Here is a 25,401-nt window from a genome sequence, read left to right as displayed (position 1 = left end):
CACCAAGGGGTGGTATCCTGGAGCGGGTGAGAACCATGCGCCAAGCCCTCTTCGCGGCCGCGCTTCTGGCCGTGGCCCTGGCCCAGGGAGACCTCCCTGGCCTCATCGCCCAGGGGCGCTTCGCCGAGGCCTACGAACGGGGCGTCCGGGAGGCCACCCCCCAGGCCCTGGTCCTCGCGGCCCAGGCGGCGAGCTACCACGCCATGTACGTGGCCAGGCCCGAGGAAAAGCGGGCCTGGTTTGAGCGGGCGGAGAAGGCCGCCTCCCAGGCCCTCGCCCAGGACCCTAGCCTGGCGGAGGCCTACTTTGAACGGGCCCGGGCCTTGGGACGGCTTTCCCAGTTCAAGGGGATCCTCGAGGCCCTGGCCGAGGGCCTCGCCCCCCGGATCCGCGCCGACCTGGAAGAAACCCTGAAGCGCAAGCCCGACCACGCGGGGGCCATGGTGGCCCTGGCCCTGTGGCACTTTGAGCTGGTGCAAAAGGGCTGGCTGGTGGCCGCCACCCAGGGGGCCGACCGGGCCCGGGTGGAGCCCTTGATGCGCCGGGCCATTGAGCTGGAGCCCGAGGCCATCGTGCACCGGGTGGAGTACGCCAGGGTTCTGGCCGCCTGGGGAAGGAAGGAAGAGGCGAGGAAACACCTGGAAACCGCCCTCGCCCTCCCGGCCCGCACCGCCGCGGACCGGTACGAGAAGGAAAGGGCGCAGAAGGCCCTCGCCGAGCTGCGCTGAGGGGCCATGTTCCGCGTGGGCATCCTCACCGTCTCCGACAAGGGCTTCCGCGGCGAGCGGACGGACACCACCCACCTGGCCATCCGGGAGGTTCTGGCCGGGGGGCCCTTTGAGGTGGCGGCCTACGAGCTCGTGCCCGACGAGCCCCCCATGATCAAGAAGGTCCTCAGGCTCTGGGCGGACCGGGAGGGCCTGGACCTCATCCTCACCAACGGGGGGACGGGGCTTGCCCCCCGGGACCGGACCCCCGAGGCCACGCGGGAGCTTCTGGACCGGGAGGTCCCGGGCCTCGCCGAGCTCATGCGCCTTGTGGGGCTCAGGAAGACCCCCATGGCCGCCCTCTCCCGCGGGGTGGCGGGGGTCCGGGGCAGGACCCTGATCCTGAACCTCCCGGGAAGCCCCAAGGGGGCGAGGGAGTCCTTGGAGGCCGTGCTCCCCGTCTTGCCCCATGCCCTCTCCCTGGTGACGGGCAAGCCCTGGAAGGAGGGGCACCATGAGTAGGGTCCCGGAGCCCTCGGTCTTTCTGGTGGTGGACGAGGCCAAGCGGAAGGCCCGGGAACGGGGCGTGGGGCTCATTGACCTCTCCATCGGCTCCACCGACCTCCCGCCCCCCGAGGCCCCCCTGAAGGCCCTGGCCGAGGCCCTGAAGGACCCTTCCACCTACGGCTACTGCCTGAAGAGCTGCACCCTCCCCTTCCTGGAGGAGGCGGCCCGCTGGTACCAGGGCCGCTACGGGGTGGGCCTGGACCCCAGGCGGGAGGCCCTGGCCCTCATCGGAAGCCAAGAGGGCCTGGCCCACCTCCTCCTCGCCCTCACGGAGCCCGAAGACCTCCTCCTCCTCCCCGAGGTGGCCTACCCCAGCTACTTCGGGGCGGCCCGGGTGGCCTCCTTGAGGACCTTCCTCATCCCCCTAAGGGAGGACGGCCTCGCCGACCTCCAGGCGGTGCCGGAAGGGGTGTGGCGGGAGGCCAGGGTCCTCCTCCTCAACTACCCCAACAACCCCACGGGGGCCGTGGCCGACTGGGGCTACTTTGAGGAGGCCCTGGGCCTAGCCCGAAAGCACGGCCTCTGGCTCATCCACGACAACCCCTACGTGGACCAGGTCTACGAGGGGGAGGCCCCCTCCCCCCTGGCCCTCCCCGGGGCCAAGGAGCGGGTGGTGGAGCTCTTCTCCCTCTCCAAGAGCTACAACCTGGCGGGCTTCCGCCTGGGCTTCGCCCTGGGGAGCGAGGAGGCCCTCGCCCGCCTGGAGCGGGTGAAGGGGGTCATAGACTTCAACCCGTACGCCGGGATCCTGCGCATGGGGGTGGAGGCCCTGAAGACCCCTAAGGAGGTGGTCCGAGGCTCCGCCCGGGTCTACCAGGAAAGGGCCTTGGGGATGGCCGAGGCCCTAAAGGGGGCCCTAAGCCTCCTCCCCCCCAGGGCCACCATGTACCTCTGGGGGCGGCTTCCTGAAGGGGTGGACGACCTGGAGTTCGCCCTCAGCCTGGTGGAGCGGGGCGTGGCCCTGGCCCCGGGAAGGGGCTTTGGCCCCGGAGGAAAGGGGTTCGTCCGCATCGCCCTGGTGCGCCCTTTGGCGGAACTCCTCGAGGCGGCCAAGCGCATCCGCGAGGCCCTGGACTAAGCCTACTGCCACCGCTCCTCGGGGGGAAGCCCCTCCAGGCGGCGGAGGACCTCCCCCACCAGGTAGAGGCTTCCCGCCACCACCACCCGGCCTTCCCGGGAGAAGGCCTCCTCTAGGGCCTCGAGGGGGTCCTCCACCACCTTGGCCCCCGGGAAGAGGGGAAGGAGGGCCTTAGGGTCCTCGCTTCTCGGGGAGGCGTAGCGGGTGAGGACCACGGGGCCCAAGCCCCTCAGGGCCTCGGCCATGGCCGCGTGGTCCTTGTCGCGGCTGAAGCCGAGGACGAAGGCGGCGGGAAGCAGACCGTGGAAGCGCAGGGCCTCCCTCAGGGCCAAGGCCCCTTCCGGGTTGTGGGCCCCGTCCAGAAGGAGCTCCTTCCCCCGCCAAAGAAGCCGCTGGAGCCTCCCCGGGTTTTCCGCCCGGGCCACGCCCCGCCCCACCGCCTCCCAACCCGCCCCGAGGAGGCGGCCCGAAAGGGCGGCCAGGGCCAGGTTCTCCGCCTGATGGGGGCCGAGGAGGCGGGCGGTGAGCCTCAGGGCCTCCCCCGTCCTCTCCAGGCGCAGGGTGAAGGCGAGGCCCTGGGGCAGAGCCTCCACCCCCTCGGCGTGGAAGTCCTCCCCCAGGACCCAAAGGGGCGTCTCCCGGGCCCGGGCCTCCGCCTTCAGGGTGGCGAGGCCTTCCCCTTTGGCGGCGGTGAGGGCGGGGACGCCCCCGCGGAAGATCCCCGCCTTCTCCCGGGCCACGTCCTTCAGGGTGGGGCCCAGGACCTCGAGGTGGTCGTGGCCGACGTTGGTGACCACGGAGAGGACGGGTTCTGTGGCGTTGGTGGCGTCCAGGCGACCCCCCAGGCCCACCTCGAGGACGGCGAACTCCACCCCCTCCCGGGCGAAGTGGAGGAGGGCGAGGGCGGTGGCGGCCTCAAAGAAGCTCGCCTCCAGACGCTCGGCGTGGGGACGGAGCTCCGCCAAAAGCGCGTGAAGCTTCTCCTCGGGGATCGGCCTTCCCTGGACCTGGATGCGCTCCCGGAAGTCCACCAGGTGGGGGCTGGTGTAGAGACCCACCCTAAACCCCGCCTCCTCCAGAATGGCGGCGAGGGCCCGGGCGGTGGTGCCCTTCCCGTTCGTCCCCCCCACGAGGGCCACGGGATAGGCCTCCTCGGGGTGGCCGAGGCGGGCGAGGAGGGCCCGGATCCGCTCCAGGCCTGGGGCGAAGCGGCCCTGCCGGGCGTAGAGCCAGGAGAGGGGGTCCATCTAGCCTTTGAGGGCGGCCTTGCAGGCGGGGCAGAGCCCCTTGAAGGTCACCTCGGCCTCCCGCACCTCCACCCCGGGGTGGGCCTCCCGGGCGAGGGCGCGGAGGTCGGGGAGGTCCACCTCCAGGTCCACGATGGCCCCGCAGGCCTCACAGACCAGGTGGTGGTGGGGGTGGAGGTTGGCGTCGTAGCGGGTGGCCTCCCCCGCCTTGGTGATGGGGACGAGGTAGCCTTCGGCCACCAAGGCCTCGAGGTTGCGGTAGATGGTGCCCAGGCTCACCTTGGGCACCCGCTTGCGCACCTCCTGGTAGATCCAGGCGGCGTCCGGGTGGTGCCGGGCCTGCCGCACCACCTCGAGGATGGCCTTGCGCTGGCGGGTAAGACGCTTCAGCGCCATCGCCCTCACTATACCCCACGGAGGGGCAAAACTCCAGTAAACCTATCGGATTTGGGCGAGGATCTCCCGCCCGCCCTGCTCCAGGACGTCCCGGGCCAGGTCCAGTCCCAGCTCCTCGGCCTCGGAGACGTCCCCCTCAATCTCCGCCCGGATGAAGCTCTTCCCGTCCGGGGTGAGGAGGACTCCCTCAAGCCGCAGCGTCCCGTCCTCCTCCACGTGGGCCAGGGCCCCCACGGGGGCCAGGCACCCGGCCCCAAGGCCCCTAAGGAAGGCCCGCTCCGCCCGGACCCGGTGGTAGGAGGGGGGGTGGTGGAGGGCGTAGCAGAGCTCCTCGGCCAGGTCGTCCCCTTCCCGCACCTCCAGGGCCAAGGCCCCCTGGCCGGGGGCGGGGAGCACCTCGCCGGGGTCCAGGAACTCGTCAATGCGGTTCCTGAGGTCCAGGCGGATGAGCCCCGCCGCCGCGAGGACGAGGCCGTCGTACTCCCCGCTGCCCAAAGCGGCGAGCCGAGTGTCCACGTTGCCCCGGAGGTCCCGCACCACGAGGTCCGGCCTCAGGGCGAGGATCTGGGCCTTACGGCGCACGGAGCTCGTCCCCACCACCGCCCCCGGGGGGAGGTCCTTGAGGCGCTTGGCCACCTTGCCCAGGAAGACGTCCCTGGGGTCCTGCCGCCGGGGCACGGAGGCGATCTTGAGCCCCCTGGGCGACTCGGTGGGCAGGTCCTTGAGGGAGTGGACGGCGATGTCAATCTCCCGGGAGAGCAGGGCCTCCTGGATCTCCTTGACGAAGATGGCCTCCTCCCTGGGGCTCGCCCCCTGGTCCCCCCGGGTCTTGATGGTGCGGATCTTGAACTCCGTTTCGGGCCAGGTCTCCTTGAGCCTCTCCACCACGAAGCGGGTCTGGGCCAGGGCCAGGGCGCTCCCCCGGGTTCCCACCACGATGACGCGCATACCACCCCATACTACAAAAGCCCCGGCGGAAGCCGGGGCCCTGCCCTTTCCGCGCCCTTAGTGGGCGTGGCCGTGCAGGAGCTCCTCGGGGGTGGCTTCGCGGACCTTCACCACCTCCACCTGGAAGTCCAGGTCCTTGCCCGCCAGGGGATGGTTGAAGTCCACGGTCACCTCCTCCCCTTCCACCGCCACCACGGTGAGGGGCATGGGGTTCCCCTCCATGTCCTGGGCGTAGAACTGGGCCCCGGGGACCACCTCGGCGTCCTCGGGGAAGGCGGAGAGGGGCACCACCTGGACCCCCTCGGGATCGTAGGGGCCGTAGGCCTTCTCGGCGGGGACGTGGGCGTGGAAGGCCTCCCCCTCCTCCCGGCCCTCCAGGGCCTCCTCGAGGCCCGGGATGAGGTTACGGTGGCCGTGGAGGTAGGAAAGCTCCCCCTGGTCCAGAACCTCACCCTCCACCTGGAGGGTGTAGCGAATGGTCACAACCTTGTCCTGTCCAACCTTCATCGCGCGTTCCTTTCGCAAGCCTTGCTTGCTCCTCCTAGGGTAGCAGACCTCGGCCCAAGAGGGAACCCCCACCCCTCCGAACCCCTTCCCAAGGGCTATAGTGGGGGCATGCGGGTGGAGGGCGCCATCGGCAAGACCCCCGTGGTCCGCCTCGCCAAGGTGGTGGAGCCGGATATGGCCGAGGTCTGGGTCAAGCTGGAAGGGCTGAACCCTGGGGGCTCCATCAAGGACCGCCCCGCTTGGTACATGATCAAGGACGCCGAGGAGCGGGGGATCCTGAGGCCGGGCTCGGGCCAGATCATCGTGGAGCCCACGAGCGGCAACACCGGCATCGGCCTCGCCATGATCGCCGCAAGCCGGGGCTACCGCCTCATCCTCACCATGCCCGCCCAGATGTCCGAGGAGAGGAAGCGGGTCCTCAGGGCCTTCGGCGCCGAGCTCGTCCTCACGGACCCCGAGAGGCGGATGCTCGCGGCGAGGGAAGAGGCGCTAAGGCTCAAGGAGGAGCTGGGGGCTTTCATGCCGGACCAGTTCAAAAACCCCGCCAACGTCCGGGCCCACTACGAGACCACGGGGCCCGAGCTCTACGAGGCCCTGGAGGGCCGCATAGACGCCTTCGTCTACGGCTCCGGCACCGGGGGGACCATCACGGGGGTGGGCCGCTACCTCAAGGAAAGGATCCCCCACGTGAAGGTCATCGCCGTGGAGCCTGCCCGCTCCAACGTCCTCTCCGGGGGGAAGATGGGCCAGCACGGGTTCCAGGGCATGGGCCCGGGCTTCATCCCCGAGAACCTGGACCTAAGCCTCCTGGACGGGGTGGTCCAGGTCTGGGAGGAGGACGCCTTTCCCCTGGCCCGAAGGCTCGCCCGGGAGGAGGGGCTTTTCCTGGGGATGAGCTCGGGGGGCATCGTCTGGGCTGCTCTCCAGGTGGCCAAAGAGCTCGGCCCCGGGAAGCGGGTGGCCTGCATCAGCCCGGACGGCGGCTGGAAGTACCTCTCCACCCCCCTTTACGCCGAGCCCTAGCCTCCTCAGGCCATGCGGAGCCTCTTCGCCCGCCTCCTCTTGAACACCGTGGCCCTCTGGTTCCTCACCCTCCTCTACCCCGGGGTCTACTTCCGCCCCGGGGCGGGGCTTCTGGACTACCTGGTGGCGGGGGCGGTGTGGGGCCTGGCCAACGCCCTCGTGCGCCCCGTCCTCCTCTTCCTCACCCTTCCCTTAACCCTCCTCACCCTGGGCCTCTTCACCCTGGTGGTGAACGGCCTCGTCCTCCTCCTCGTCGCCGCCGTCACCCCCTTGGAGGTGGCGGGGTTCGGGGCCGCCCTGGTGGGGGCCTTGGTGCTGAGCCTGGTGAGCCTGGTGCTCAGCTGGGCCCTGAAGGACTAGCGGTTCTCGCTCACGTAGCGGGAAAGCTCCGCGATGAGCATCCCCTGGTGGGTGATGATGGCCTTGACCAGGTCCCCGATGGACACCACCCCCACGACCCGCTCCCCCTCCACCACGGGAAGGTGCCGGGTGCGGCGCTCGGTCGGCCAAGGCCTCTGCCCCCCCGCGCCTGGGGCGAGCCGTCAGTGGCGAGGAGGTGCAAACAGTTGAAAAATAACGCACCCTACTTCACCCTGACGCTCAAACGCTTCCGCTTCTCAGCACCTCACTCCAGCAAGTTCCTCCAGTGCGACTGGTATACTCCCTCCCAGGAGGCCCCAGGTGAAGGCCAAGCCTAAAGCCGCGCGGGAGCGCACCTCAAAGGAGAGGGCGAAGGCCTTCACCGGAGTCCATGCTCTTCTCGTCTTCCCCTCTGAAGAAGACCACAAGGCCACCCTGGACCTCATGCGCCGCTTCTCCGCTGGGGTGCGCTACGCCTACAACCGCCTCCTGGAAGGTCAGACCAGAGAGGAGCTCAAACGGGCAGACGGTTTCCTCTGCACCTCCTTCCGCCTCAACACCCGCTACGCCGACGACGCGATCCTGAAGGCCCAAGCCGTCCTGGACTCCGCCAGGGAGAGAGGAGAAGACCCCCGGAAGGTGGTCTTCGGGGGGAGAAAGCTCTTCCAACAGCTCAAGCGCAAGCACCTCTCGGGTAAACCCCTGAAGAGGCTCAAGCGGGAGTGGAGGGAAAGGAGGCAAGGCCTCCTCTACTCCCGGGGAGACAAGACTAAAGGCGGCAACCTCAACCTGAGGCTTCTCGTGGAAGACGGGGCCTTGCGGCTCCGGATCAACCTTGGGGACGGGAGCTACGCCCACGCCCTGGTGAAGACGGGCCACCCCAACCTGAGCGCCCTGGTGGGGAGGGTCTACGCCTCCCTCCCCTACAACGTGGCCCTCTCCTTGCGGGAGGGGAAGGTCTACGCCACCTTCACCTGGGAGGAGGAAGCCGTTCCTCTTGTGGCCACGAAGGAGAACGGGGTCCTCGCCCTGGACGTGAACTCGGACCCTTACCACCTGGCCTTAGCCCTCGTCTCCCCCGACGGGAACCTGAGGCGCCACCTCACCCTCTCCCTGGAAGAAGTGGACCGGGCGGAGAACAGGGGAACCAAGGAACTCCTCCTCTGGAAGGTGGCGCACCAGGTGGTGGCCATAGCCTTGGAGGAAGGCGTGGCCATCGCCACGGAACGCCTGAAGTACCTGAGGAAGTCCAGGAGGGGTGACGGCTCGGGAAGGGCTTTCCGCGGGAAGCAACACCGCTTCGCTTACGCCTCCCTTCTCCGGAAGGTCCACTCCTTGGCCCGGAAGAGGGGTGTTCAGGTGGTGGAGGTGAACCCGCGGGACACCTCCACCATCGGGATGCTCAAGTACGCCCCGCAGCTTTCCCTCTCCAAGGACGTGGCTGCCGCTTACGTCATCGGGAGAAGGGCCTTGGGATTTGAAGAGAAGCTTCCCAGGGGGTACGAGAGGCTTCTCCGGGACGAACGCTTCAGGGGTCACGTCCAGGGTTTCTACGCCTCCAGGGTGCAGGAGCTCCGGGCCAAAAAAGCCCAGGAGCGCAACCCCTACCTGAGGCGCAGGCTTTCCCGGGAGATCGGGAGGGCGAAGCGCCACCTGGCTTTGTTTTCAAGCCTTCAGGGCTCTTCGGGGAGCCAAAGGGAGGTCACCGACGGAAGGAACTCCCCTGGCGTTAATCCCTGGCGGGTCTTGAGGGCAGGCACCTTCCTTCCCCTCCTCGGGCGCGAGGTGCCGAGGGACCTTTCTCGCCTCAAGCCCATCCTCTTCGGGGGATCGTGGGAGGGGTGGAAGGAAGGTCTAGGTCCTCATCCTGGTGGGGGGCCGGAGTGCGCTAATGTGCGCTCTACTTGACCAGGATCCTCATACCCCCATTGTACGGGCGGGCTCCCGCACCCCCCGGGCCAAGGCCCAGGCGGGCAGGAGCAACGCCCCGAGGCCCAAGAGCACCGGTAGGACCCCAAAGGCCTCAATGAGCCGCCCGATGGGGGCGTAGAAGAGGCCGGCGAAGCCCCAGGTGAACCCCATGAGGAGGCCCGAGACCGTGGCCGTCTGCCCCGGTTCCAGCTCCTGGGCCAGGGCCACGGCCACGGGGATCCCCGCGTTCATCAGGGCCCCGGTGACGGCGAGGAGGAGGAGGTACAAAGGGTTTTCCGCGGGGAAGAAGAGGAGGCCCAGGTAAAGGGGCAGGCCCAGGGTGAGGGTGCCCACCAAGACCGCCTTCCGCCCAAGCCGGTCCGACAAGGTCCCCCCGGCGAGGATGCCCAGGGTAGCGGAGAGGCTGTAGACGGAGAGGGAAAGGGCCGTGTACCCGTCGGGGAGGCCCTTGGTGGCGTACCAGTAGGGCAGGGTGGTGGAGAAGCTGAGGAAGACCAGGCTCCGCAAGGTGGCCATCCCCCAAAGCCGCGCCACATCCCCCCGGAAGACGCGCAGGAAGTCCCGGAAGCCCGCGGGCCTCCCCGCGCGGCGCACCGGGGGCAGGCGGAGGAGGACGAGGGCGGGGAGGAGGACCAGGGGGGTGAGCCAGAAGAGGGCCTCGAGGCCCCACCGCCCCGCCACGTACAGGGCCACGATGGGCCCCAGGGAAAGCCCCAGGTTCCCCGCGGAGCCGAAGAAGGAAAGCCAGAAGCCCCTCCGCTCCTTGGGGGCGTACTCCCCCACGAGGCTCGCCCCGGAGGCGTGGAAGAGGGCGGAGCCCACGCCCGCCAGGGCCAGGACGAAAAGCAGGGCCTCAAACCGGGGCCAAAGGCCCATGGAACCCATGCCCAAAGCCACCAGCACGGGGCCGAGGGCCGCGAGGAGCCTCCGGTCCACCCGGTCGGCCACCAGGCCGGCGAAGGGCTGAAGGAGGCTCCCCGTGAGGGAGTAGACGGAAACCAGAAGGCCCGCCGTCCCTAGGCCGACCCCGAAGCGGTCCATGAGCTTGGGCAGGAGGGGGGTGAGGAAGTTGGAGAAGAGGTCGTTGGTGGTGTGGAGCCAGGCGAGAAGGAGGGGCAACACCCCCCATGCTATTACGGCTTCTCACGGAAGGTGTGCTACAATCCCTCCGTGCGCAAGGACCTCGCTCGGATGCCCAAAGGCTTTGGGGAGAAAAGAAAAATGGCGCGCCCGAGAGGACTCGAACCTCTGACCTTCGGCTCCGGAGGCCGACGCTCTATCCAGCTGAGCTACGGGCGCATACAGCAAGAGCTACTTTAGCACCCGCAAAGGAGGCAGTCAAGTGTTCGGTCTCAGCAAACGCGCCATCACCATCCTCTTCGGCCTTCTGGCCCTGGCCTTCGCCCTGGGCGCCATCCTCCTCTTCACCCCGCAGGCGGGACAGCAGGCCCGGGGCAAGCCGGTCCTTTGGGTGAACGGAAAGGCCCTCTACGAGCTGGACCTCCTCAGGCTTCAGGGAAACGATCCCCTTTACGCCGCAAGCCCCGAGGGCTTGCTCAAGACCTTGGTGGACACCCACTTCCTGGAGCAGGTCATCCTCACCGAGGCCCTAAAGCAGGACGCCGCCCGGATGCGGGTCTCCAGCGCCGAGGTGCGCCAGGAGGTGAACCGCATCCGGGAGCAGTTCGGCCTGAAGGACAAGGCGGCCTACGAGCAGTTCCTCAACCAGGTGGGCTACACGGACGCCCAGCTTAGGGCCGAGGTCAAGACCCAGCTCCAGATCCAGAAGCGCCTGGAGCAGATCCGCTCGGGCGCCAAGCCCACCGAGGAGGAGGTGCGGTTCTACTACGAGGTCTTCAAGGAAAACTACAGGACCGAGCCCCGGGTGAAGGCCCGCCAGATCGTGGTGGACGACAAGGCCCTCGCCGAGGAGCTCGCCGCCAAGGCCAAGGCCGGGGAGGACTTCGCCGCCCTGGCCCGCCAGCACTCCAAGGTGGGGGCGGAGCAGGGGGGCGCTTTGGGGGCGGGCCCCGGGGAGGCGGAGCCCAAGCCCGTGACCCAGGTGGTCTTCCCCACGGAGGTGGGGGAAGCGGTCTTCGCCCTGAAGGGGCCGGGCGTGGTGGGGCCCATCGCCGCGGGGGGCCGGTACTACGTCGTGAAGGTGGAGGAATACCTCCCCTCCACCCTCCCCGCCTTTGAGGAGGTCAAGGACCGGGTGGCCCAGGACGCAGAGAGGGCCAAGGGGGACGGCGCCCTCGAGGCCTACCTGGAAGAGCTCCGCAAGAAGGCCCAAGTCCGCTTCGCCGAGGACATCCCCTACGCCTACCAGAACCCGCCCGTGGCCAAGGTCAACGAGAAGGAGATCCTCCTCAGCGAGGTGCTTCAGCCCGTCTTCTCCAACCAGCAGACGGTGGCCCTGGTCCAGCAGGGCCTGGGGGAGCTCGCCGTCCAGTTCTTCCTTCCCCAGACCCTGGAGAACCTCATTGACCGGGAGCTCCTGGTGGAGGCGGCCCGAAAAAGCGGCAAGCCCTTCATCGGCTCCAAGGCGGGGATCGCCGAGGCCTACCTCCGCTACGAGACCCGGGACGTGACGGCGAGCGAGGAGGAGGCCCGGGCCTTCTACAGCGAGAACCCCGCCCTCTTCACCGTGCCCGCAAGCGCCAAGGTGATCGGGGTGAACTTCAAGGAGGAGGCCCAGGCCAAGGCCTTCCGGGCCGCGGCCCTCAAGGGCGGGGACCTCGAGGCCCTGGCCAAGGCCCAAGAAGGCACGGTCACCGACTACGGCACCGTGAACCCCAACCAGCTCCCCGCCGTCCTGGACCGCCTGGTCTTCAAGATCACCGGGACCTTCCCCAAAGGCCCCTTAGGGGAGGTGAGCGAGGTGATCAAGATGGAAGACGGCACCTACACCGTCCTCCTCATCTCCGACCGCAAGGCGGAAGAGCTGAAGGGCTTCGCCCAGGTGGCCGAGGAGGCCCGGCAGGGGGTGGTCAACCGGAAGCGGAGCGAAAAGGCCCAAGCCCTGATCCAGGCCCTGCGCAAGGAGGCGAGGATAGAGAACCGGCTGGCCGAGGTGTTGCAGGCCCTCACCCCCAAAACCCCCTCCCAGGAGCAACCCCAGCCCGAAGAGGCCCCGGCCAATAACCCCTAACCCCGAAGCCCGGGCAGGAGGGGCGGGGGCTTCCCCGCCCCCTTACAATGGCTCCATGGAGATCACCCGGCTCCTCACCCTCTACTACGAGGCGACCCCAGACCCCCAAAACCCCTTGGAGGGGGTCCGCTTCGGCACAAGCGGCCACCGGGGGAGCAGCCTAAAGGCCACCTTCACCGAGGCCCACGTCCTGGCCATCGCCCAGGCCATCGCCGAGCTCCGGCCGAGCTTCGGGGCCACAGGGCCCCTCTTCCTGGCCAAGGACACCCACGCCCTCTCCGAGCCCGCCTGGGCCACGGCCCTCTCCGTCTTCGCCGCCCACGGGATAGAGGTCTGCGTGGAGGCGGACGGGGACTACACCCCCACGCCCCTCGTCTCCCTGGCCATCCTGGAGCACAACGCCCACCACGAGGCCAAGGCCGACGGCGTCCTCCTCACCCCGAGCCACAACCCCCCGGAGGACGGCGGCTTCAAGTACAACCCCCCCACGGGAGGGCCGGCGGACGCCCGCATCACCCGGGCCATAGAGGAGAGGGCCAACGCCCTCCTCAAGGAGGGCCTCAAGGGCGTGAAGCGCCTCCCCCTCCGGGAGGCCCTGGCCCGGGCCAGGCCCTTTGACTACGCGGGGCTTTACGTGGAAAAGGTGGCGGAGGCGGTGGACCTCGAGGCCATCCGGGCCTCGGGCCTTAGGATCGGGGTGGACCCCTTAGGGGGGGCAAGCTTAAGGGTGTGGGAGCGGCTCGCCGAGGTCCACGGGCTTTCCCTGGAGGTGGTGAACCCCACCCTAGACCCCACCTTCCGCTTCATGCCCAAGGACCACGACGGGAAGATCCGCATGGACTGCTCCAGCCCCTACGCCATGGCGGGCCTCCTCGCCCTCAAGGACCGCTTTGACCTCGCCATCGGCAACGACCCCGACGCCGATCGCCACGGGATCGTCACCCCGCGGGGCCTGATGAACCCCAACCACTACCTGGCCGCCGCCCTCCACCACCTCTACACCACCCGGTCCTGGCCCGGGGCCAAGGTGGGGAAGACGGCGGTGACCAGCGCCCTCCTGGACCGGGTGGCCCAGTCCCTGGGGCGGGAGGTGTACGAAACCCCCGTGGGGTTCAAGCACTTCGTGGCGGGGCTCCTCGAGGGGTGGCTCGGCTTCGCCGGGGAGGAAAGCGCCGGGGCAAGCTTCCTCCGCTTTGACGGGAGGCCCTTCTCCACCGACAAGGACGGGATCCTCATGGGCCTCCTCGCCGCCGAGCTCATGGCCAAGCGGGGCCAGGCCCCGGACGCCGTGTACGAGGCCCTGGCGGAAAAGCTGGGCCGCCCCTACTACGCCCGCAAGGACCTCCCCGTTTCCCCCGAGGCCAAGGCCCGCCTCGCCCGGCTCTCCGCCGAGGAGGTCCATCCCGACGCCCTCGCCGGAGAGCCCGTCCTCCAGGTCCTGGACCGGGCCACGGGCAACGGGGAGCCTCTGGGCGGGATCAAGGTGGTGGCGGCCAACGCCTGGTTCGCCGTGCGCCCAAGCGGCACCGAGGACGTGGCCAAGGTCTACGCGGAAAGCTTCCTCGGGGAAGCGCACCTGGAAAGGGTCCTGGAGGAAGCCACCGCCCTCCTCCACAAGGCCCTCGCCTGAGAGCCCCTAGCCCTTCACCGCCCCCGCGGTGAGGCCGGCGACGATCCTTTGCTGGAAGACGAAGACGAGGACCACCAGGGGCACCGTGACCACCACGCTCGCCGCCATGATGGAGCCCCAAGGGATCTCAAAGGGCGTGGCCCCGCCGAAGCTGGCGATGGCGGGGGGCACGGTCTTCACCGAGTCCCCCACGGTGAAGGTGAGGGCGAAGAGGTACTCGTTCCAGGCGGCGATGAAGGCGAGGAGGCCCGTGGTGACGAGGCCGGGCCCCGTGAGGGGGAGCATCACCTTGAGGAGGGTCTGGAGGGGCGTCGCCCCGTCCACGTAGGCCGCCTCCTCCAGCTCCCTAGGAAGCCCGCGGAAGTAGCCCACCAGCACCCAAACCGTGAAAGGGAGGGTGAAGAGGAGGTAGGTGAGGACGAGGCCGAGGTGAGTGTTGAAAAGCCCCGTCTGGCGCAGGAGGAGGAAGAGGCCGCCCAGGACCGCGATCTGGGGGAACATGGTCATGGAGAGGACGATGTACATCACGGCGTTTTTGGGCGGGAAGGGAAGCCTCCCCAAGGCGTAGGCGGCGAGGACGCCGAGGACCAAGGAGAGGAGGGTGGCCCCCCCGGCCACGATGAGGGAGTTGAGGAGGTTGCGGCCGAAGTTGGCCTGAAGGAAAACGTTCTTGTAGTGCTCCAGGGTGAAGGGCACGGGGAGGAAGCTGGGGTCGGGGGAGAAGAGGGCGTCCGAGGGCTTGAAGCTGGAGATCACCGCCCAGTAGAAGGGAAAAACGCTGTAGACGACCACGAAGGCCACGAGGAGATAGAAGAAGAGCCTTCTCAGAAGGCGGCTTGCACGCCTCACTTCAACGCCTCCTTCCCAACGGTGCGCATGTAGAGGAGAACGAAGACGAAGATGATCACGAGGATGGCCACGCTGATGGCCGAGCCGTAACCCAAGTCCTGGAAGTCCACCAGGGTCTGGCGGTTGTAGACGGCCAGGGTGCGGGTGGCGGGGTTCACGCCGCTCATGACGAAGATCACGTCAAAGACCCGGAGGGCGTCCAGGGTCCGGAAGATGAGGGCCACCACCAAGGCGGGGGTGAGGAGGGGCAGGGTGATGTTCCAGAACTGCTGCCACCTCGAGGCCCCGTCCATGCTCGCCGCCTCGTAAAGCTCCTCCGGGATCATCTGCAGGCCCGCGAGGAGGAGAAGGGCCATGAAGGGGGTGGTCTTCCAGACGTCCACGGCGATGATGGAGGGCAAAAGGAGCTCGGGCCGGGCCAGGAAGGCCACCTTCTGGGAAAGGAGGCCGAGCTTGACCCCGAGGACGTTGATGACGCCGTAGACGTCGTTCAGCATCCACTGCCACATCTTGGCCGAGACCACCGTGGGGATGGCCCAGGGGATGAGGATGGCGGCGCGCACCAGGCCCCGGCCACGAAAGTTGGAGTGAATGATGAGGGCGATGGCCAGCCCCAAAACCGTCTCCAGGCTCACGGAGACCACGGTGAACTTGAGGGTGTTCCAAAGGGCCTGGCGGAAGTCCGGGTCCTGGAAGAGGTAAGCGTAGTTCTCCAAGCCCACGAACTCCGGGGGCTCCACGAAGGCGATGTCGGCCTTGAAGAAGGACCAGTAGAAGACCTGGGCCAGGGGGTAGCCCGCCACCAGGACCACCACCAAGAGCGTGGGCAGGACCAGGATCCAGGCCAAACGGACCTGTCTTAGGGTGAGCATGGCCTTGGGATGAACCCGGGGAGGCCTGGGCCTCCCCGGGAAGGCAAGGGGCTAGCGCAGGATGCGGCGGATGCGGGCCTCGAGGTCCCGCACGGCCTGCTCGCCCTTCTTCCTGCCCGTGAGGACGCTATGCACCTCGGTCCAGATGGCCTCGGACACCTGGTTGTACCGGGCCCCGGCCACGTCGGAGGGGCGGGAGACGGCGTTCTGGAAGACGGGGAGGAGGTCCCTAAACCAGGGGTTCTTCGCCAAGACGTCCCGGTCGGTGTAAAGGGCGGGCCGGGTGGGCAGGCGGGAGAGGCGGACGGCGTTGTCCTTTTGGACCTCGTAGGAGGCCAGGTACTTGACCAGGTCCACGGCCTCCCTGGGGTAGCGGCTGTAGGCGGAGACCATGAGCTGCCAGCCGCCCAGGGTAGCGGCGTTGGGGGCGTCTGCCGAGGCCTTGGGCAGGACCGTGACCCCGAACTTGCCCCGGATGGGGCTCCCCTCCGCCTGGCCCAAGGCGTAGGCGTAGGGCCAGTTGCGCATGAAGAGGCTGTTGCCCTGCTGCCAGACGTTCCTCGCCTCCTCTTCGGCGTAGCTGGTCACGCCCTGGGGGGCGATCCTCCCCACCCAGCCGCGGGCCCGGTTCAGGGCCAGGGCCGCCCGGCCGTTGTTGACGCTGATGGTGCCGTCGGGCTCCACGATGCGCCCGCCCCCGTGGGAATAGATCCACTCCAGGGCGTCGCAAGTGAGGCCCTCGTAGGGCTTACCTTGGAAAACGAACCCCCAGAAGTCGCGGTTGCCCGCCCGCCTCTCCCCTTGCATGACCCGCTCGGCCATCTGCTCCAGCTCGTTCCAGGTCCGGGGCGGGCTTGTATAGCCGTACTTCTCCAGGAGGTCCTTGCGGTAGTAAAGGAGGCCGGCGTCGGTGAAGAAGGGCAGGGAGGTGAGCTTGCCCCGGATGATGTTGTTCTGGACGATACGGGGGAAGAACTCCCTGAGCTCCGCCTCCGTGAGGTAGGGCTTCAGGTCCAGGGCGTGGGGCGCCACGATGCCCGGCCAGATGACGTCAATCATGTAGACGTCCACATCGGGGCTCCTGGCGGCCCAGTACTGCTGGTAGAGGGCGAGGCGGTCGTTGGTGTCGGCGGGGGAGTCAATGTACTCCACCCGGGTGCCCGTCTTCTTCCCCCAAGCCTCCACCATCTCCTTCATCCAGCGGCCGCCCTCGCCCACAGCGGTGGAGTCCCCGGCCACGCGGATCACGGGGCCGGACTGCGCCCGCACCAAGGCGGGGCCCAGAACAAGGCTTGCCGCCACGCCCACGCCAAGCTTCTTCAAAAAGGCCCGCCTTTGCATACCACACCTCCTTTGGAAGCCATTCCACGGCGATTATAAAGGGGCTTTGGAGGGAGCGTCAAGGGGGAGCTGAGCTCTCATCACTTTCCTCCCCCCAGTTCCTGAAGCAACCTGACCAGCTCCTCCACCACTGCTTCCCTCCAAGGCGGGGGCCCCTGGGCCAGGGCGATCCGGCCCAGACGGAAGAGGCTTTGCCGCTCGGGATGGGCCAGAAGCCGGGGAAGCCATTCCCTGCCCTGCAAGCGCGCCCCCAGAAGGACCAAGAGCGCCATCCCCAAGGCCAGAAGCCATAACCACCCCCTGAGGCTCGCCCCCGTCCGCAGCCGATGGCGGTCCAGCCCAAACCCCTGCCCCTTCAGGTCCCTAAACCCCTCTTCAATCCACATCCGCCACCCATAGGGCGGCTCCCCCCCAAAAGGGCCCGAATAGGCCAGATACCAGGGATCCCGACCCCCTGGGTACACCAGGAGGGTGACTTCTACCCCCTCCCCACCGTGTCCGAAAAGGCGGACCTCCTCCCGCAGGGGGTGGACCACACGCTGGTAGCCCTCCTTCAGGGGAAGGCGCTTCCCCCCTTGGGGTTCCACCTCCCGGTTCTGCCGCAGGCGGATGAGGAAGCCCATGCCCCACCCCTGGAGCTTTCGCATCAGGGAGACCCGGTCAAAGCCGCGGTCCAGGAGGAAGAGGGGGGTATATCCCAGGTCCTGGACGGCGCGGCCCAGGCGGTGGAGGAACTCCTCCTCCACCCGGTTTTGACTGGGGAAAGGGGAGAGGGGGTGAAGAGCGAAGGCCACCACCAGGGCCCTTCCCTTGAGGGGAAGGGCGGCCACCAGGGCTTGGTGCCTACCGTCCTCTGTGAAGGTCCAGTCCACGATGAGGGGGAGGGGGCGGTCTTTGGGGAAACGAGGGACGAGGAGGGGGAGGAGGGCTTCGGTGAGGGCCCAGGGGTCTTGCAGGGTGGGGTGATGGAGGAAGCGCCAGAGGCGATTGAGGCGGCTTTGGGCCAGGGTGGGGAGGGGGGTTCTGCGGGCGAGGTCGGAGAGGGTGGGGTCCAGGGGGGTAGTGAGGAGGGTGGACAGGAAGAGGGCGAGGTTGGAGCGGATGGTTTTCCTGAGGGAGGCGAAGACCTTATGGACCCAGAGGGTGATAACTTGGGAAAGGGGGGTGGTGGGCGGCACACCTTACTTACCCCCCTCTTCTCTTCCCTTGTCAAGCCCCAGCCCTCAAAGTGATGAGAGCTCAGCAAGGGGGAGGGGTTGACTTTTGCTTGGGCGCGTGCAACAATAAGCTACTTTCCGAAGCCAAAGATGGGTTTGGAAAGGGATTTGAAGGAGTAGGCATGAACGAAGGCATCGTAAAGTGGTTCAACGCGGAAAAAGGCTACGGTTTCATCCAGCAGGAGGAAGGTCCCGACGTGTTCGTACACTTCTCGGCCATTGAGGCCGATGGCTTCCGCACCCTCAACGAGGGGGAGCGCGTGGCGTTTGAGGTGGAGCCGGGCCGCAACGGCAAGGGCCCCCAGGCCAGACGGGTCCGGCGCCTCTAACGAGAGGACTGCCCCTAAAGCCCCCCAGTTGGGGGGCTTTTCCTATCATGGAGGGGCCATGCGCATCCTGGTCTCCAACGACGACGGCATCTTCTCCCCGGGCATCAAGGCCCTGGGCCTCGCCATGCGGGCGCTGGGGGAGGTGTTCGTGGTGGCCCCGGACATGGAGCAGTCGGCCGTGGGCCACGGGATCACCGTCCGCCGCCCCTTGCGTTTCAAGCACACCCAAAGCGCCGGCTTTGGGGAGATCCCCGCCTACCGGGTGGACGGGACGCCCGCCGACTGCGTGGTCCTGGGCGTCCACCTCCTGGGCCGGCCGGACCTGGTGGTCTCGGGGATCAACCTGGGGGTGAACCTGGGCCTGGACCTCACCCACTCGGGGACGGTGGCCGCGGCCCTCGAGGGGGCCTCCTTGGGGATCCCCTCCATCGCCTTCAGCCTGGACACCTCGGGGGAGGTCCTGGACTTCCAGGAGGCCGCCCGCTGGGCCCTCGCCATCGCCCGGGCCGTGGGGGAACGGGGCCTGCCCCCGGGGGTGCTCCTCAACGTGAACTTCCCCGCCTCGAGGCCCAAAGGCCTCCTGGTCACCCGCCTTTCCACCCACCGCTTTGAGGACCAGGTGGTGGAGCGGCTGGACCCGGAGGGCAAGCCCTACTACTGGATCACCGGCACCCCCGCCGGGGAGGAGGAGGAGGGGACGGACCTCTGGGCGGTGCGGCGGGGGTACGTTTCCGTAACCCCGGTGAGCCTGGACCTCACTGCCCACGGCTTCCTCGAGGCGCTTTCAGGCCTTTTGGAGGAGGTGGCCCCGTGACCCTCCTGCGCACCCCCCTCCCGGTGCCCCACGGCTTCACCACCCGGGAAGGCGGGGTCTCCGAGGGGCCCTTCCGCAGCCTCAACCTCTCCGCCGCCACCGGGGACGACCCCGAGAGGGTGGCCGAGAACCAACGCCGGGTGCTCGCGGCCTTCGGCCATCCGCCCGTGGCGGGCCTCCGCCAGGTCCACGGCACGGAGGTCCACCCGGTGGAGGGGCCGGGGCTTTGGGAGGGGGACGGCCTCCTCACCCGCACCCCCGGCCTTCTCCTCCGGGTGGGGGTGGCCGACTGCTACCCCCTCCTCCTCTACCACCCGAAGGGGGCCGTGGGGGCCCTGCACGCCGGCTGGCGCGGGGTGGTGGGGGGGATCCTGCCCAAGGCCCTGGAGCGCCTCGAGGCGGTCTACCGCCTGGACCCCACGGAGGTCCACCTGGCCATCGGCCCCGGAATCGGGGGGGCGTGCTACCAGGTGGGCGAGGAGGTGGCGGCCCGCTTCGCCGAGGCGGGGCTTTTCACCTTCCGCGAGGACCCCGCCGCCCCGGGGAAGTACCTCTTGGACCTGGAAAAGGCCCTCCTCCTCCAGGCGCGGCGGGCGGGGCTTAAGGAGGAGCGGATCTACCGGGTGGGGCTTTGCACCCACTGCGCCCCCAACCTCTTCTCCCACCGCCGGGACCGGGGGAGGACGGGCAGGATGTGGGGCCTCGTCATGCTTCCTCCCCGTTAAGGCGGCGTACAGGAGCCCGTGGCACAATGGAGGCATGCTCTTCCCCCGGGAGGTCCTCCCCTCCCTCCTCCACCTCACCCCGGCGTGGCTTAAGGCCCGGGGCCTCAAGGGGGTGATCCTGGACCTGGACAACACCCTCCTCCCCTACGGGGAGGAGGACCTTCCGGAGGCCTACCGAGCGTGGCTTTCGGACCTGAAGGGGGCGGTGCCCGTCTACCTCCTCTCCAACGCCCTCCCCGAGCGCTTCGCCCGCGTGCAGCGCCTCCTGGACCTCCCCGGCCACGCCCCCGCCCTCAAACCCTGGCTCGGCTTCCGCAAGGCGCTCAAAGCCCTGGGCCTGCCCGCCCGGGAGGTGGCGGCGGTGGGGGACCAGGTCTTCACCGACGTCCTCGGGGGCAACCTGGTGGGGGCCTACACCGTCCTGGTCCCCCCCTTGCGGGAGCGGGAGTTCTTTTACACCCGCTTCATACGCATGCTGGAAGCTCCCTTTAGGAGGCCTCGAGGGGGTGCGACGAGATGAGCGTGCTCACCATAGGGGACAAAAGGCTCGGGGCGGCCCTCTTGGACGCCGGGCTCCTCACGGACGAGGAACTGCAGCGGGCCTTGGAACGGCACCGGGAGGTGGGGGGCTCCTTGGCCGAGGTCCTGGTGGACATGGGCCTCCTCTCCGAGCGGAGGATCGCCCAGACCATTGAGGACCACTTCGGCATCCCCCTGGTGGAGCTCCCCCAAGTGGAGATCCCCCCCAAGGCCAAGGCCCTCCTTCCCGCGGAAAAGGCCAAAGAACTCAAGGCCATCCCCTTCGCCCTGGACGAGGAGGCGGGGGTGGTGCGGGTGGCCTTCCTCAACCCCCTGGACACCCTGAGCCTCGAGGAGGTGGAGGACCTCACGGGGCTCGTGGTGGAGCCATACCAGACCACCAAAAGCGCCTTCCTCTACGCCCTGGCCAAGCACTACCCGGAGCTCGGCCTCCCCGTCCCCCCGCCGCCTTCGGGCGAGGGCCAGAAGGAGCTCAAGCTCGGGGAGCTCCTCCTGCAAAAGGGGTGGATCTCCCGCGAGGCCCTGGAGGAGGCCTTGGTGGAACAGGAGAAGACGGGGGACCTCCTCGGGCGGATCCTGGTGCGGAAGGGGCTCCCCGAGGAGGCCCTTTACCGGGCTTTGGCGGAGCAGAAGGGGCTGGAGTTTATGGAAAGCACCGAGGGGATCGCCCCCGACCCTTCCGCCGCCCTCCTCCTCCTCCGCTCCGATGCCCTGCGCTACGGCGCCGTGCCCATCGGCTTCCGAAACGGGAAGGTGGAGGTGGTCCTCTCCGACCCCCGGCACAAGGAGACGGTGGCCCAACTCCTCAATCGGCCCGTCCGCTTCTACCTCACCCTCCCCCAGGCCTGGGAGGAGCTCTTCCGCCGGGCCTACCCGCAGAAGAACCGCCTGGGGGAGGTCCTGGTCCAGGAGGGCAAGCTCTCCCGGGAGGCGCTGAAAGAAGCCCTGGAGGTGCAGAAAGGCCTGCCTCGGGCCAAGTCTTTGGGGGAGATCCTGGTGGAGCTCGGCCTCGCCCGCCCCGAGGACGTGGAGGAGGCCCTGAAGAAGCAAAGGCAGGGCGGAGGCCGGCTGGAGGACACCCTGGTCCAGTCGGGGAAGCTCAGGCCCGAGGCCCTGGCCCAGGCGGTGGCCACCCAGCTGGGCTACCCCTACGTTGACCCCGAGGAGGACCCCCCCGATCCCGGCGCCTCCCTCCTCCTCCCGGAGGACCTGTGCCGCCGCTATGGGGTCTTCCCCCACCGCCTCGAGGGAGACCGCCTCGTCCTCCTGATGAAGGACCCGAGGAACATCCTGGCCCTGGACGACGTGCGCCTCGCCCTCAAGAGGAAGGGCCTGGACCACGAGGTGGCCCCCGCCGTGGCCACGGAGGCCGCCATCACCAAGCTCATTGAGCGCTTCTACGGCAAGGCCGAGCTCTCGGAGATCGCCAAGGAATTCGCCAAAAAGCAGGCGGAGGAGGAGGTCGCAAGCCCCCTGGAGCTGGACGAGAGCGCCGCCCAGAAGTTCGTGAAGCAGGTGATCCGGGAGGCCTACCTCCAGGACGCCTCCGACATCCACATTGAGCCCAGGCAGAACGACGTCCAGGTGCGCCTCCGGATTGACGGCGCCCTGCGGCCGTACAGCACCCTACCCAAGGGGGCGCTAAACGCGGTGATCTCCGTGGTCAAGATCATGGGCGGGCTCAACATCGCCGAGAAGCGCCTCCCCCAGGACGGACGGGTGCGCTACCGGGAGGGGGCCATAGACGTGGACCTCCGGCTTTCCACCCTGCCCACGGTCTACGGGGAGAAGGCGGTGATGCGCCTGCTCAAGAAGGCCTCGGACATCCCCGAGATCGAGGAGCTTGGCTTCGCCCCGGGGGTGTTTGAACGCTTTAAGGAGGTGATCTCCAAACCCTACGGCATCTTCCTCATCACCGGGCCCACAGGGTCAGGCAAGAGCTTCACCACCTTCTCCATCCTGAAGCGCATCGCCACCCCCGACAAGAACACCCAGACCATTGAGGACCCCGTGGAGTACGAGATCCCGGGCATCAACCAGACCCAGGTGAACCCGCAGGCGGGCCTCACCTTCGCCCGGGCGCTAAGGGCCTTCCTCAGGCAGGACCCGGACATCATCATGGTAGGGGAGATCCGGGACTCCGAGACGGCCAAGATCGCCACCGAGGCCGCCCTCACCGGCCACCTCGTCATCGCCACCCTGCACACCAACGACGCCGCCCAGGCCATCACCCGCCTGGACGAGATGGGGGTGGAACCCTTTAACATCTCCGCTGCCCTCATCGGCGTCCTCTCCCAGCGCCTGGTGCGCAGGGTATGCGAGCACTGCAAGGTGGAGGTCAAGCCGGACCCCGAGACCCTAAGGCGCCTTGGGCTTTCCGAGGCGGAGATCCAAGGGGCCAGGCTCTATAAGGGCATGGGGTGCGAGCGGTGCGGCGGCACCGGCTACAAGGGCCGCTACGCCATCCACGAGCTTTTGGTGGTGGACGACGAGATCCGCCACGCCATCGTGGCGGGGAAGTCGGCCACGGAGATCAAGGAGATCGCCCGGAGGAAGGGGATGAAAACCCTGAGGGAGGACGGCCTCTACAAGGCCCTCCAAGGGATCACCACCCTCGAGGAGGTCCTGGCGCGTACCATTGAGTAAAGGAGGAAAGCGATGGCCAAAACCCCGGACGTGGTGGACCTTTTGGCGCTTGCGGTGGAGCGGGGGGCGAGCGACCTGGTGATCACCGTGGGCCTGCCCCCCATGCTGAAGATCGACGGGGAGTTCCACCCCACGGAGTACGAGCCCCTCACCCCCCAGGAGACCCGCCGCCTCATGTACGCCCTCATGGACGAGAAGCAGCAGCGGATCTTTGAGGAGGAGAAGGAGCTGGACTTCTCCTTCAGCCTCCCCGGGAAGGGGCGGTACCGGGTCAACGTCTTCCTGCAACGGGGGAGCGTGGGGGGGGTCTTGAGGGTGGTGCCGAGCACCGTGAAGAGCTTTGAGGAGCTCGGCCTCCCCAAGGTCATCGCCGACATCGCCATGAGCCCCCGGGGCCTCGTCCTGGTCACGGGGCCCACAGGGTCGGGCAAGAGCACCACCCTGGCCGCCATGATCGACTACATCAACGAACGCAAGGCCTGCCACATCGTCACCATTGAGGACCCCATAGAGTTCTTCCACAAGCACAAACGGGCCATCGTGAACCAACGGGAGATCGGCTCCGACACCAAGAGCTTCCACAAGGCGCTCCGCAGCGTCCTCCGCCAGGCCCCGGACGTGATCCTCGTGGGGGAGATGCGGGACTACGAGACCATCGCCGCCGCCATCACCGCCGCCGAGACGGGGCACCTGGTCATGGGCACCCTCCACACCAACTCCGCCCCGGAAACGGTAGACCGCATCGTGGACGTCTTCCCGGAGGCCCAGCAGGAACAGGTCCGGGTGCAGCTCTCCAACAACCTGGTGGCCGTCCTCACGCAACAACTCCTGCCCAAGGCCTTTGGCGGCGGGCGGGTCCTGGCCTACGAGCTCATGATCGCCACCCCGGCCGTGAGGGCCCTCATCCGGGAGGGGAAGAGCCACCAGTTAAGGAGCGTGATCCAGACGGGCGGCCAGTACGGGATGATCACCATGGACGCCTGCCTCGCCGACCTGTACAAGCGCAAGCTCATCACCTACGAGATGGGGCTCGCCAGGGCCGTGGACCCCAAGGAGTTCATGAGGCTCGCGGGCGCGCCCGAGGGCGCCAGGCGGTAAACTTTCCCCGATGTACGAAGCCGTCATCGGCCTCGAGGTCCACCTGCACCTCAAGACCCGCACCAAGATGTTCTGCGGCTGCCGGGCGGACTACTTCGGGGCGGAGCCCAACACCCACACCTGCCCGGTCTGTCTAGGCCTCCCGGGGGCCCTCCCCGTGCCCAACCGGGCGGCGGTGGAGCACGGCCTCAGGCTCGCCCTGGCCTTGGGGGCCGAGGTGCCGGAAAGGCTCGTCTTCCACCGCAAGAACTACTTCTACCCCGACCTCCCCAAGAACTACCAGATCAGCCAGTATGACCTCCCCTTGGGCCGGGGGGGAAGCCTGCCCTTGGGGGAGCGAAGGGTGCGCATCAAGCGCCTCCACCTGGAGGAGGACGCGGGGAAAAGCCTCCACCTGGAAGGGCGGACCCTTTTGGACCTCAACCGGGCGGGAAGCCCCCTCATTGAGCTCGTCACCGAGCCCGACCTCAAGACCCCCGAGGAGGCCAGGCGCTTTCTCCAGCGCATCCAGGCCCTGGTCCAGACCCTGGGGATCTCGGACGCCTCCCCCGAGGAGGGCAAGCTCCGGGCCGACGTCAACGTCTCCGTGCGGCGGGTAGGGGAGCCTTTGGGCACCAAGGTGGAGATCAAAAACCTCAACTCCTTTAAGAGCGTGCAACGGGCCCTGGAGTACGAGATCCGCCGCCAGACGGAGATCCTAAGGCGGGGGGAGAAGGTGAAGCAGGCGACCCTGGGCTTTGAGGAGGGGAGCGGCAAAACCTACCCCATGCGCACCAAGGAGGAGGAGGCCGACTACCGCTACTTCCCCGAGCCCGACCTGCCCCCGGTGGCCATCCCCCGGGACTGGCTTGAGGAGGTGCGGCGAAGCCTTCCCGAGCTCCCCTGGGAGAAGGAGGCCCGCTACCGCGCTCTAGGCATCAAGGAAAAGGACGCCGAGGTCCTGGCCTACACCCCCTCCCTCGCCCGTTTCCTGGACCAGGCCCTTCCCTTGGGCCTCGCCTCTCCCCAGGCCCTGGCCAACTGGCTCCTCGCCGACGTGGCGGGGCTTCTCCACGAGCGGGGCCTCCGCCTGGAGGACACCCGGCTCTCCCCCGAGGGCCTCGCCCGGCTCGTGGGGCTCTTTGAGCGGGGAGAGGTCACGAGCCGGGTGGCCAAAAGCCTCCTCCCCGAGGTCCTCGAGGGCCAGGACCCGGAGGCCCTGGTGCGGGAGCGGGGGCTCAAGGTAGTGGCGGACGAGGGGGCGCTGAAGGCCTTGGTGGCCGAGGCCATCGCCGCCATGCCCGAGGCGGCGGAGAGCGTCCGCCAAGGGAAGGTCAAGGCCCTGGACGCCCTCGTGGGCCAGGTGATGCGCAAGACCCGGGGCCAGGCCCGGCCCGACCTGGTGCGCCGCCTCCTCCTCGAGGCCCTTGGGGTAGGATAGGGCC

24 protein-coding genes, 1 tRNA gene and 1 pseudogene are annotated in these 25,401 nt (G+C 68.3%); 15 read left to right on the top strand and 11 right to left on the bottom strand.

All coding sequences use genetic code 11. The features are described from left to right. Positions 1 to 35 precede the first annotated feature (35 nt). Genes TthTMY_RS00210 through TthTMY_RS00200 form a run of 3 tightly spaced genes read left to right on the top strand, consistent with a single transcriptional unit; the run spans position 36 to position 2,352 of the window. Positions 36 to 728, top strand: coding sequence for a hypothetical protein (locus TthTMY_RS00210; protein WP_096411396.1), 693 nt, complete (start codon positions 36 to 38; stop codon positions 726 to 728). Positions 729 to 734: 6 nt separating this feature from the next. Then, a complete protein-coding gene (locus TthTMY_RS00205) occupies positions 735 to 1,229 on the top strand; it encodes a MogA/MoaB family molybdenum cofactor biosynthesis protein (RefSeq protein ID WP_096411395.1) in 495 nt (164 codons plus the stop codon). Next, positions 1,222 to 2,352, top strand: a complete 1,131-nt coding sequence (locus TthTMY_RS00200) for an aminotransferase class I/II-fold pyridoxal phosphate-dependent enzyme (protein ID WP_096411393.1) — start codon at positions 1,222 to 1,224, stop codon at positions 2,350 to 2,352. Before TthTMY_RS00205 ends, TthTMY_RS00200 begins: the two co-directional genes overlap by 8 nt. 2 nt (positions 2,353 to 2,354) lie before the next feature. Here the strand turns inward: TthTMY_RS00200 and TthTMY_RS00195 are convergent, their stop codons facing one another. The 4 genes from TthTMY_RS00195 to TthTMY_RS00180 are packed head-to-tail and all read right to left on the bottom strand — an operon-like array spanning position 2,355 to position 5,450. Further along, complete coding sequence (locus TthTMY_RS00195) at positions 2,355 to 3,599, bottom strand: bifunctional folylpolyglutamate synthase/dihydrofolate synthase (protein ID WP_096411392.1); 1,245 nt, start codon at positions 3,597 to 3,599, stop codon at positions 2,355 to 2,357. After that, positions 3,600 to 3,995, bottom strand: a complete 396-nt coding sequence (gene perR / locus TthTMY_RS00190; RefSeq protein WP_011174007.1) for a manganese-dependent transcriptional regulator PerR — start codon at positions 3,993 to 3,995, stop codon at positions 3,600 to 3,602. Positions 3,996 to 4,037: 42 nt separating this feature from the next. Beyond that, on the bottom strand, positions 4,038 to 4,943 hold the full coding sequence (hemC, locus tag TthTMY_RS00185) for a hydroxymethylbilane synthase (RefSeq protein ID WP_096411391.1): 906 nt from the start codon (positions 4,941 to 4,943) through the stop codon (positions 4,038 to 4,040). A gap of 57 nt (positions 4,944 to 5,000) precedes the next feature. After that, positions 5,001 to 5,450, bottom strand: a complete 450-nt coding sequence (locus TthTMY_RS00180) for an FKBP-type peptidyl-prolyl cis-trans isomerase (protein WP_096411390.1) — start codon at positions 5,448 to 5,450, stop codon at positions 5,001 to 5,003. Between the two features lie 108 nt (positions 5,451 to 5,558). Here TthTMY_RS00180 and cysK point away from each other — a divergent pair, with 108 nt between their 5' ends. Together cysK and TthTMY_RS00170 are read left to right on the top strand one after the other, a co-directional pair. Next, entirely contained in the window at positions 5,559 to 6,473 is a 915-nt protein-coding gene (cysK, locus tag TthTMY_RS00175; protein ID WP_096411389.1) for a cysteine synthase A, read from the top strand. 12 nt (positions 6,474 to 6,485) lie between these two features. After that, the gene (locus tag TthTMY_RS00170) at positions 6,486 to 6,833 is read left to right on the top strand and encodes a phage holin family protein (protein WP_096411388.1); all 348 of its coding nucleotides are present in this window, start codon (positions 6,486 to 6,488) and stop codon (positions 6,831 to 6,833) included. Here TthTMY_RS00170 and TthTMY_RS00165 read toward each other — a convergent pair. Next, a pseudogene (locus tag TthTMY_RS00165) lies at positions 6,830 to 6,976 on the bottom strand (CBS domain-containing protein); the annotation flags it as partial. The gene TthTMY_RS00170 and the pseudogene TthTMY_RS00165 overlap by 4 nt on opposite strands. 178 nt (positions 6,977 to 7,154) lie before the next feature. Here TthTMY_RS00165 and TthTMY_RS00160 point away from each other — a divergent pair. Further along, positions 7,155 to 8,741 (top strand): IS200/IS605 family accessory protein TnpB-related protein, encoded by a 1,587-nt coding sequence (locus TthTMY_RS00160; protein WP_096411387.1) that lies wholly within the window; start codon positions 7,155 to 7,157, stop codon positions 8,739 to 8,741. A 9-nt stretch (positions 8,742 to 8,750) separates the two neighbouring features. Here the strand turns inward: TthTMY_RS00160 and TthTMY_RS00155 are convergent, their stop codons facing one another. Then, the gene (locus tag TthTMY_RS00155) at positions 8,751 to 9,887 is read right to left on the bottom strand and encodes an MFS transporter (protein WP_096411386.1); all 1,137 of its coding nucleotides are present in this window, start codon (positions 9,885 to 9,887) and stop codon (positions 8,751 to 8,753) included. Positions 9,888 to 9,987: 100 nt separating this feature from the next. Beyond that, positions 9,988 to 10,064: transfer RNA gene (locus TthTMY_RS00150), tRNA-Arg, on the bottom strand. A 43-nt stretch (positions 10,065 to 10,107) separates the two neighbouring features. Between TthTMY_RS00150 and TthTMY_RS00145 the strand changes: the two genes are divergently transcribed. Then, positions 10,108 to 11,916 carry a peptidylprolyl isomerase gene (locus TthTMY_RS00145; protein ID WP_096411385.1) on the top strand — a complete coding sequence of 603 codons (1,809 nt, stop codon included), beginning with the start codon at positions 10,108 to 10,110 and terminating at the stop codon, positions 11,914 to 11,916. A gap of 55 nt (positions 11,917 to 11,971) precedes the next feature. After that, positions 11,972 to 13,546: a phosphoglucomutase gene (locus TthTMY_RS00140; RefSeq protein ID WP_096411384.1), complete on the top strand. Its 1,575-nt coding sequence runs from the start codon at positions 11,972 to 11,974 to the stop codon at positions 13,544 to 13,546. Positions 13,547 to 13,552: 6 nt separating this feature from the next. Here the strand turns inward: TthTMY_RS00140 and TthTMY_RS00135 are convergent, their stop codons facing one another. The 4 genes from TthTMY_RS00135 to TthTMY_RS00120 form a co-directional block, all read right to left on the bottom strand. After that, the gene (locus TthTMY_RS00135) at positions 13,553 to 14,395 is read right to left on the bottom strand and encodes a carbohydrate ABC transporter permease (protein ID WP_096411383.1); all 843 of its coding nucleotides are present in this window, start codon (positions 14,393 to 14,395) and stop codon (positions 13,553 to 13,555) included. Then, positions 14,392 to 15,267, bottom strand: coding sequence for a carbohydrate ABC transporter permease (locus TthTMY_RS00130; protein WP_096411382.1), 876 nt, complete (start codon positions 15,265 to 15,267; stop codon positions 14,392 to 14,394). The genes TthTMY_RS00135 and TthTMY_RS00130 overlap by 4 nt, the downstream gene beginning before the upstream one ends. Before the next feature lie 51 nt (positions 15,268 to 15,318). Next, positions 15,319 to 16,608, bottom strand: a complete 1,290-nt coding sequence (locus TthTMY_RS00125) for an ABC transporter substrate-binding protein (RefSeq protein ID WP_096411381.1) — start codon at positions 16,606 to 16,608, stop codon at positions 15,319 to 15,321. An 80-nt stretch (positions 16,609 to 16,688) separates the two neighbouring features. Further along, the gene (locus TthTMY_RS00120; RefSeq protein ID WP_096410490.1) at positions 16,689 to 17,786 is read right to left on the bottom strand and encodes an IS4 family transposase; all 1,098 of its coding nucleotides are present in this window, start codon (positions 17,784 to 17,786) and stop codon (positions 16,689 to 16,691) included. Between the two features lie 161 nt (positions 17,787 to 17,947). Between TthTMY_RS00120 and TthTMY_RS00115 the strand changes: the two genes are divergently transcribed. Genes TthTMY_RS00115 through gatB form a run of 7 tightly spaced genes read left to right on the top strand, consistent with a single transcriptional unit; the run spans position 17,948 to position 25,397 of the window. After that, positions 17,948 to 18,154, top strand: coding sequence for a cold-shock protein (locus tag TthTMY_RS00115; RefSeq protein ID WP_096411380.1), 207 nt, complete (start codon positions 17,948 to 17,950; stop codon positions 18,152 to 18,154). 58 nt (positions 18,155 to 18,212) lie between these two features. Further along, positions 18,213 to 18,968: a 5'/3'-nucleotidase SurE gene (gene surE, locus TthTMY_RS00110; RefSeq protein ID WP_096411379.1), complete on the top strand. Its 756-nt coding sequence runs from the start codon at positions 18,213 to 18,215 to the stop codon at positions 18,966 to 18,968. Further along, positions 18,965 to 19,693 (top strand): peptidoglycan editing factor PgeF, encoded by a 729-nt coding sequence (gene pgeF / locus TthTMY_RS00105; RefSeq protein ID WP_096411378.1) that lies wholly within the window; start codon positions 18,965 to 18,967, stop codon positions 19,691 to 19,693. Before surE ends, pgeF begins: the two co-directional genes overlap by 4 nt. A 34-nt stretch (positions 19,694 to 19,727) precedes the next feature. Beyond that, the gene (locus TthTMY_RS00100; protein WP_096411377.1) at positions 19,728 to 20,213 is read left to right on the top strand and encodes a YqeG family HAD IIIA-type phosphatase; all 486 of its coding nucleotides are present in this window, start codon (positions 19,728 to 19,730) and stop codon (positions 20,211 to 20,213) included. Next, on the top strand, positions 20,210 to 22,879 hold the full coding sequence (gene pilB, locus TthTMY_RS00095) for a type IV pilus assembly ATPase PilB (protein ID WP_096411376.1): 2,670 nt from the start codon (positions 20,210 to 20,212) through the stop codon (positions 22,877 to 22,879). The genes TthTMY_RS00100 and pilB overlap by 4 nt, the downstream gene beginning before the upstream one ends. Before the next feature lie 12 nt (positions 22,880 to 22,891). Continuing rightward, a complete protein-coding gene (locus TthTMY_RS00090) occupies positions 22,892 to 23,977 on the top strand; it encodes a type IV pilus twitching motility protein PilT (RefSeq protein WP_096411375.1) in 1,086 nt (361 codons plus the stop codon). Between the two features lie 10 nt (positions 23,978 to 23,987). Continuing rightward, on the top strand, positions 23,988 to 25,397 hold the full coding sequence (gene gatB, locus TthTMY_RS00085) for an Asp-tRNA(Asn)/Glu-tRNA(Gln) amidotransferase subunit GatB (protein WP_096411374.1): 1,410 nt from the start codon (positions 23,988 to 23,990) through the stop codon (positions 25,395 to 25,397). Positions 25,398 to 25,401: the final 4 nt, after the last annotated feature.

The sequence above is a fragment of the Thermus thermophilus genome, assembly GCF_019974155.1.
GTDB lineage: Bacteria > Deinococcota > Deinococci > Deinococcales > Thermaceae > Thermus > Thermus thermophilus_C.
Note: the sequence above shows the minus strand (reverse complement) of the source record. Positions and strands in the feature narration are given on the sequence as shown.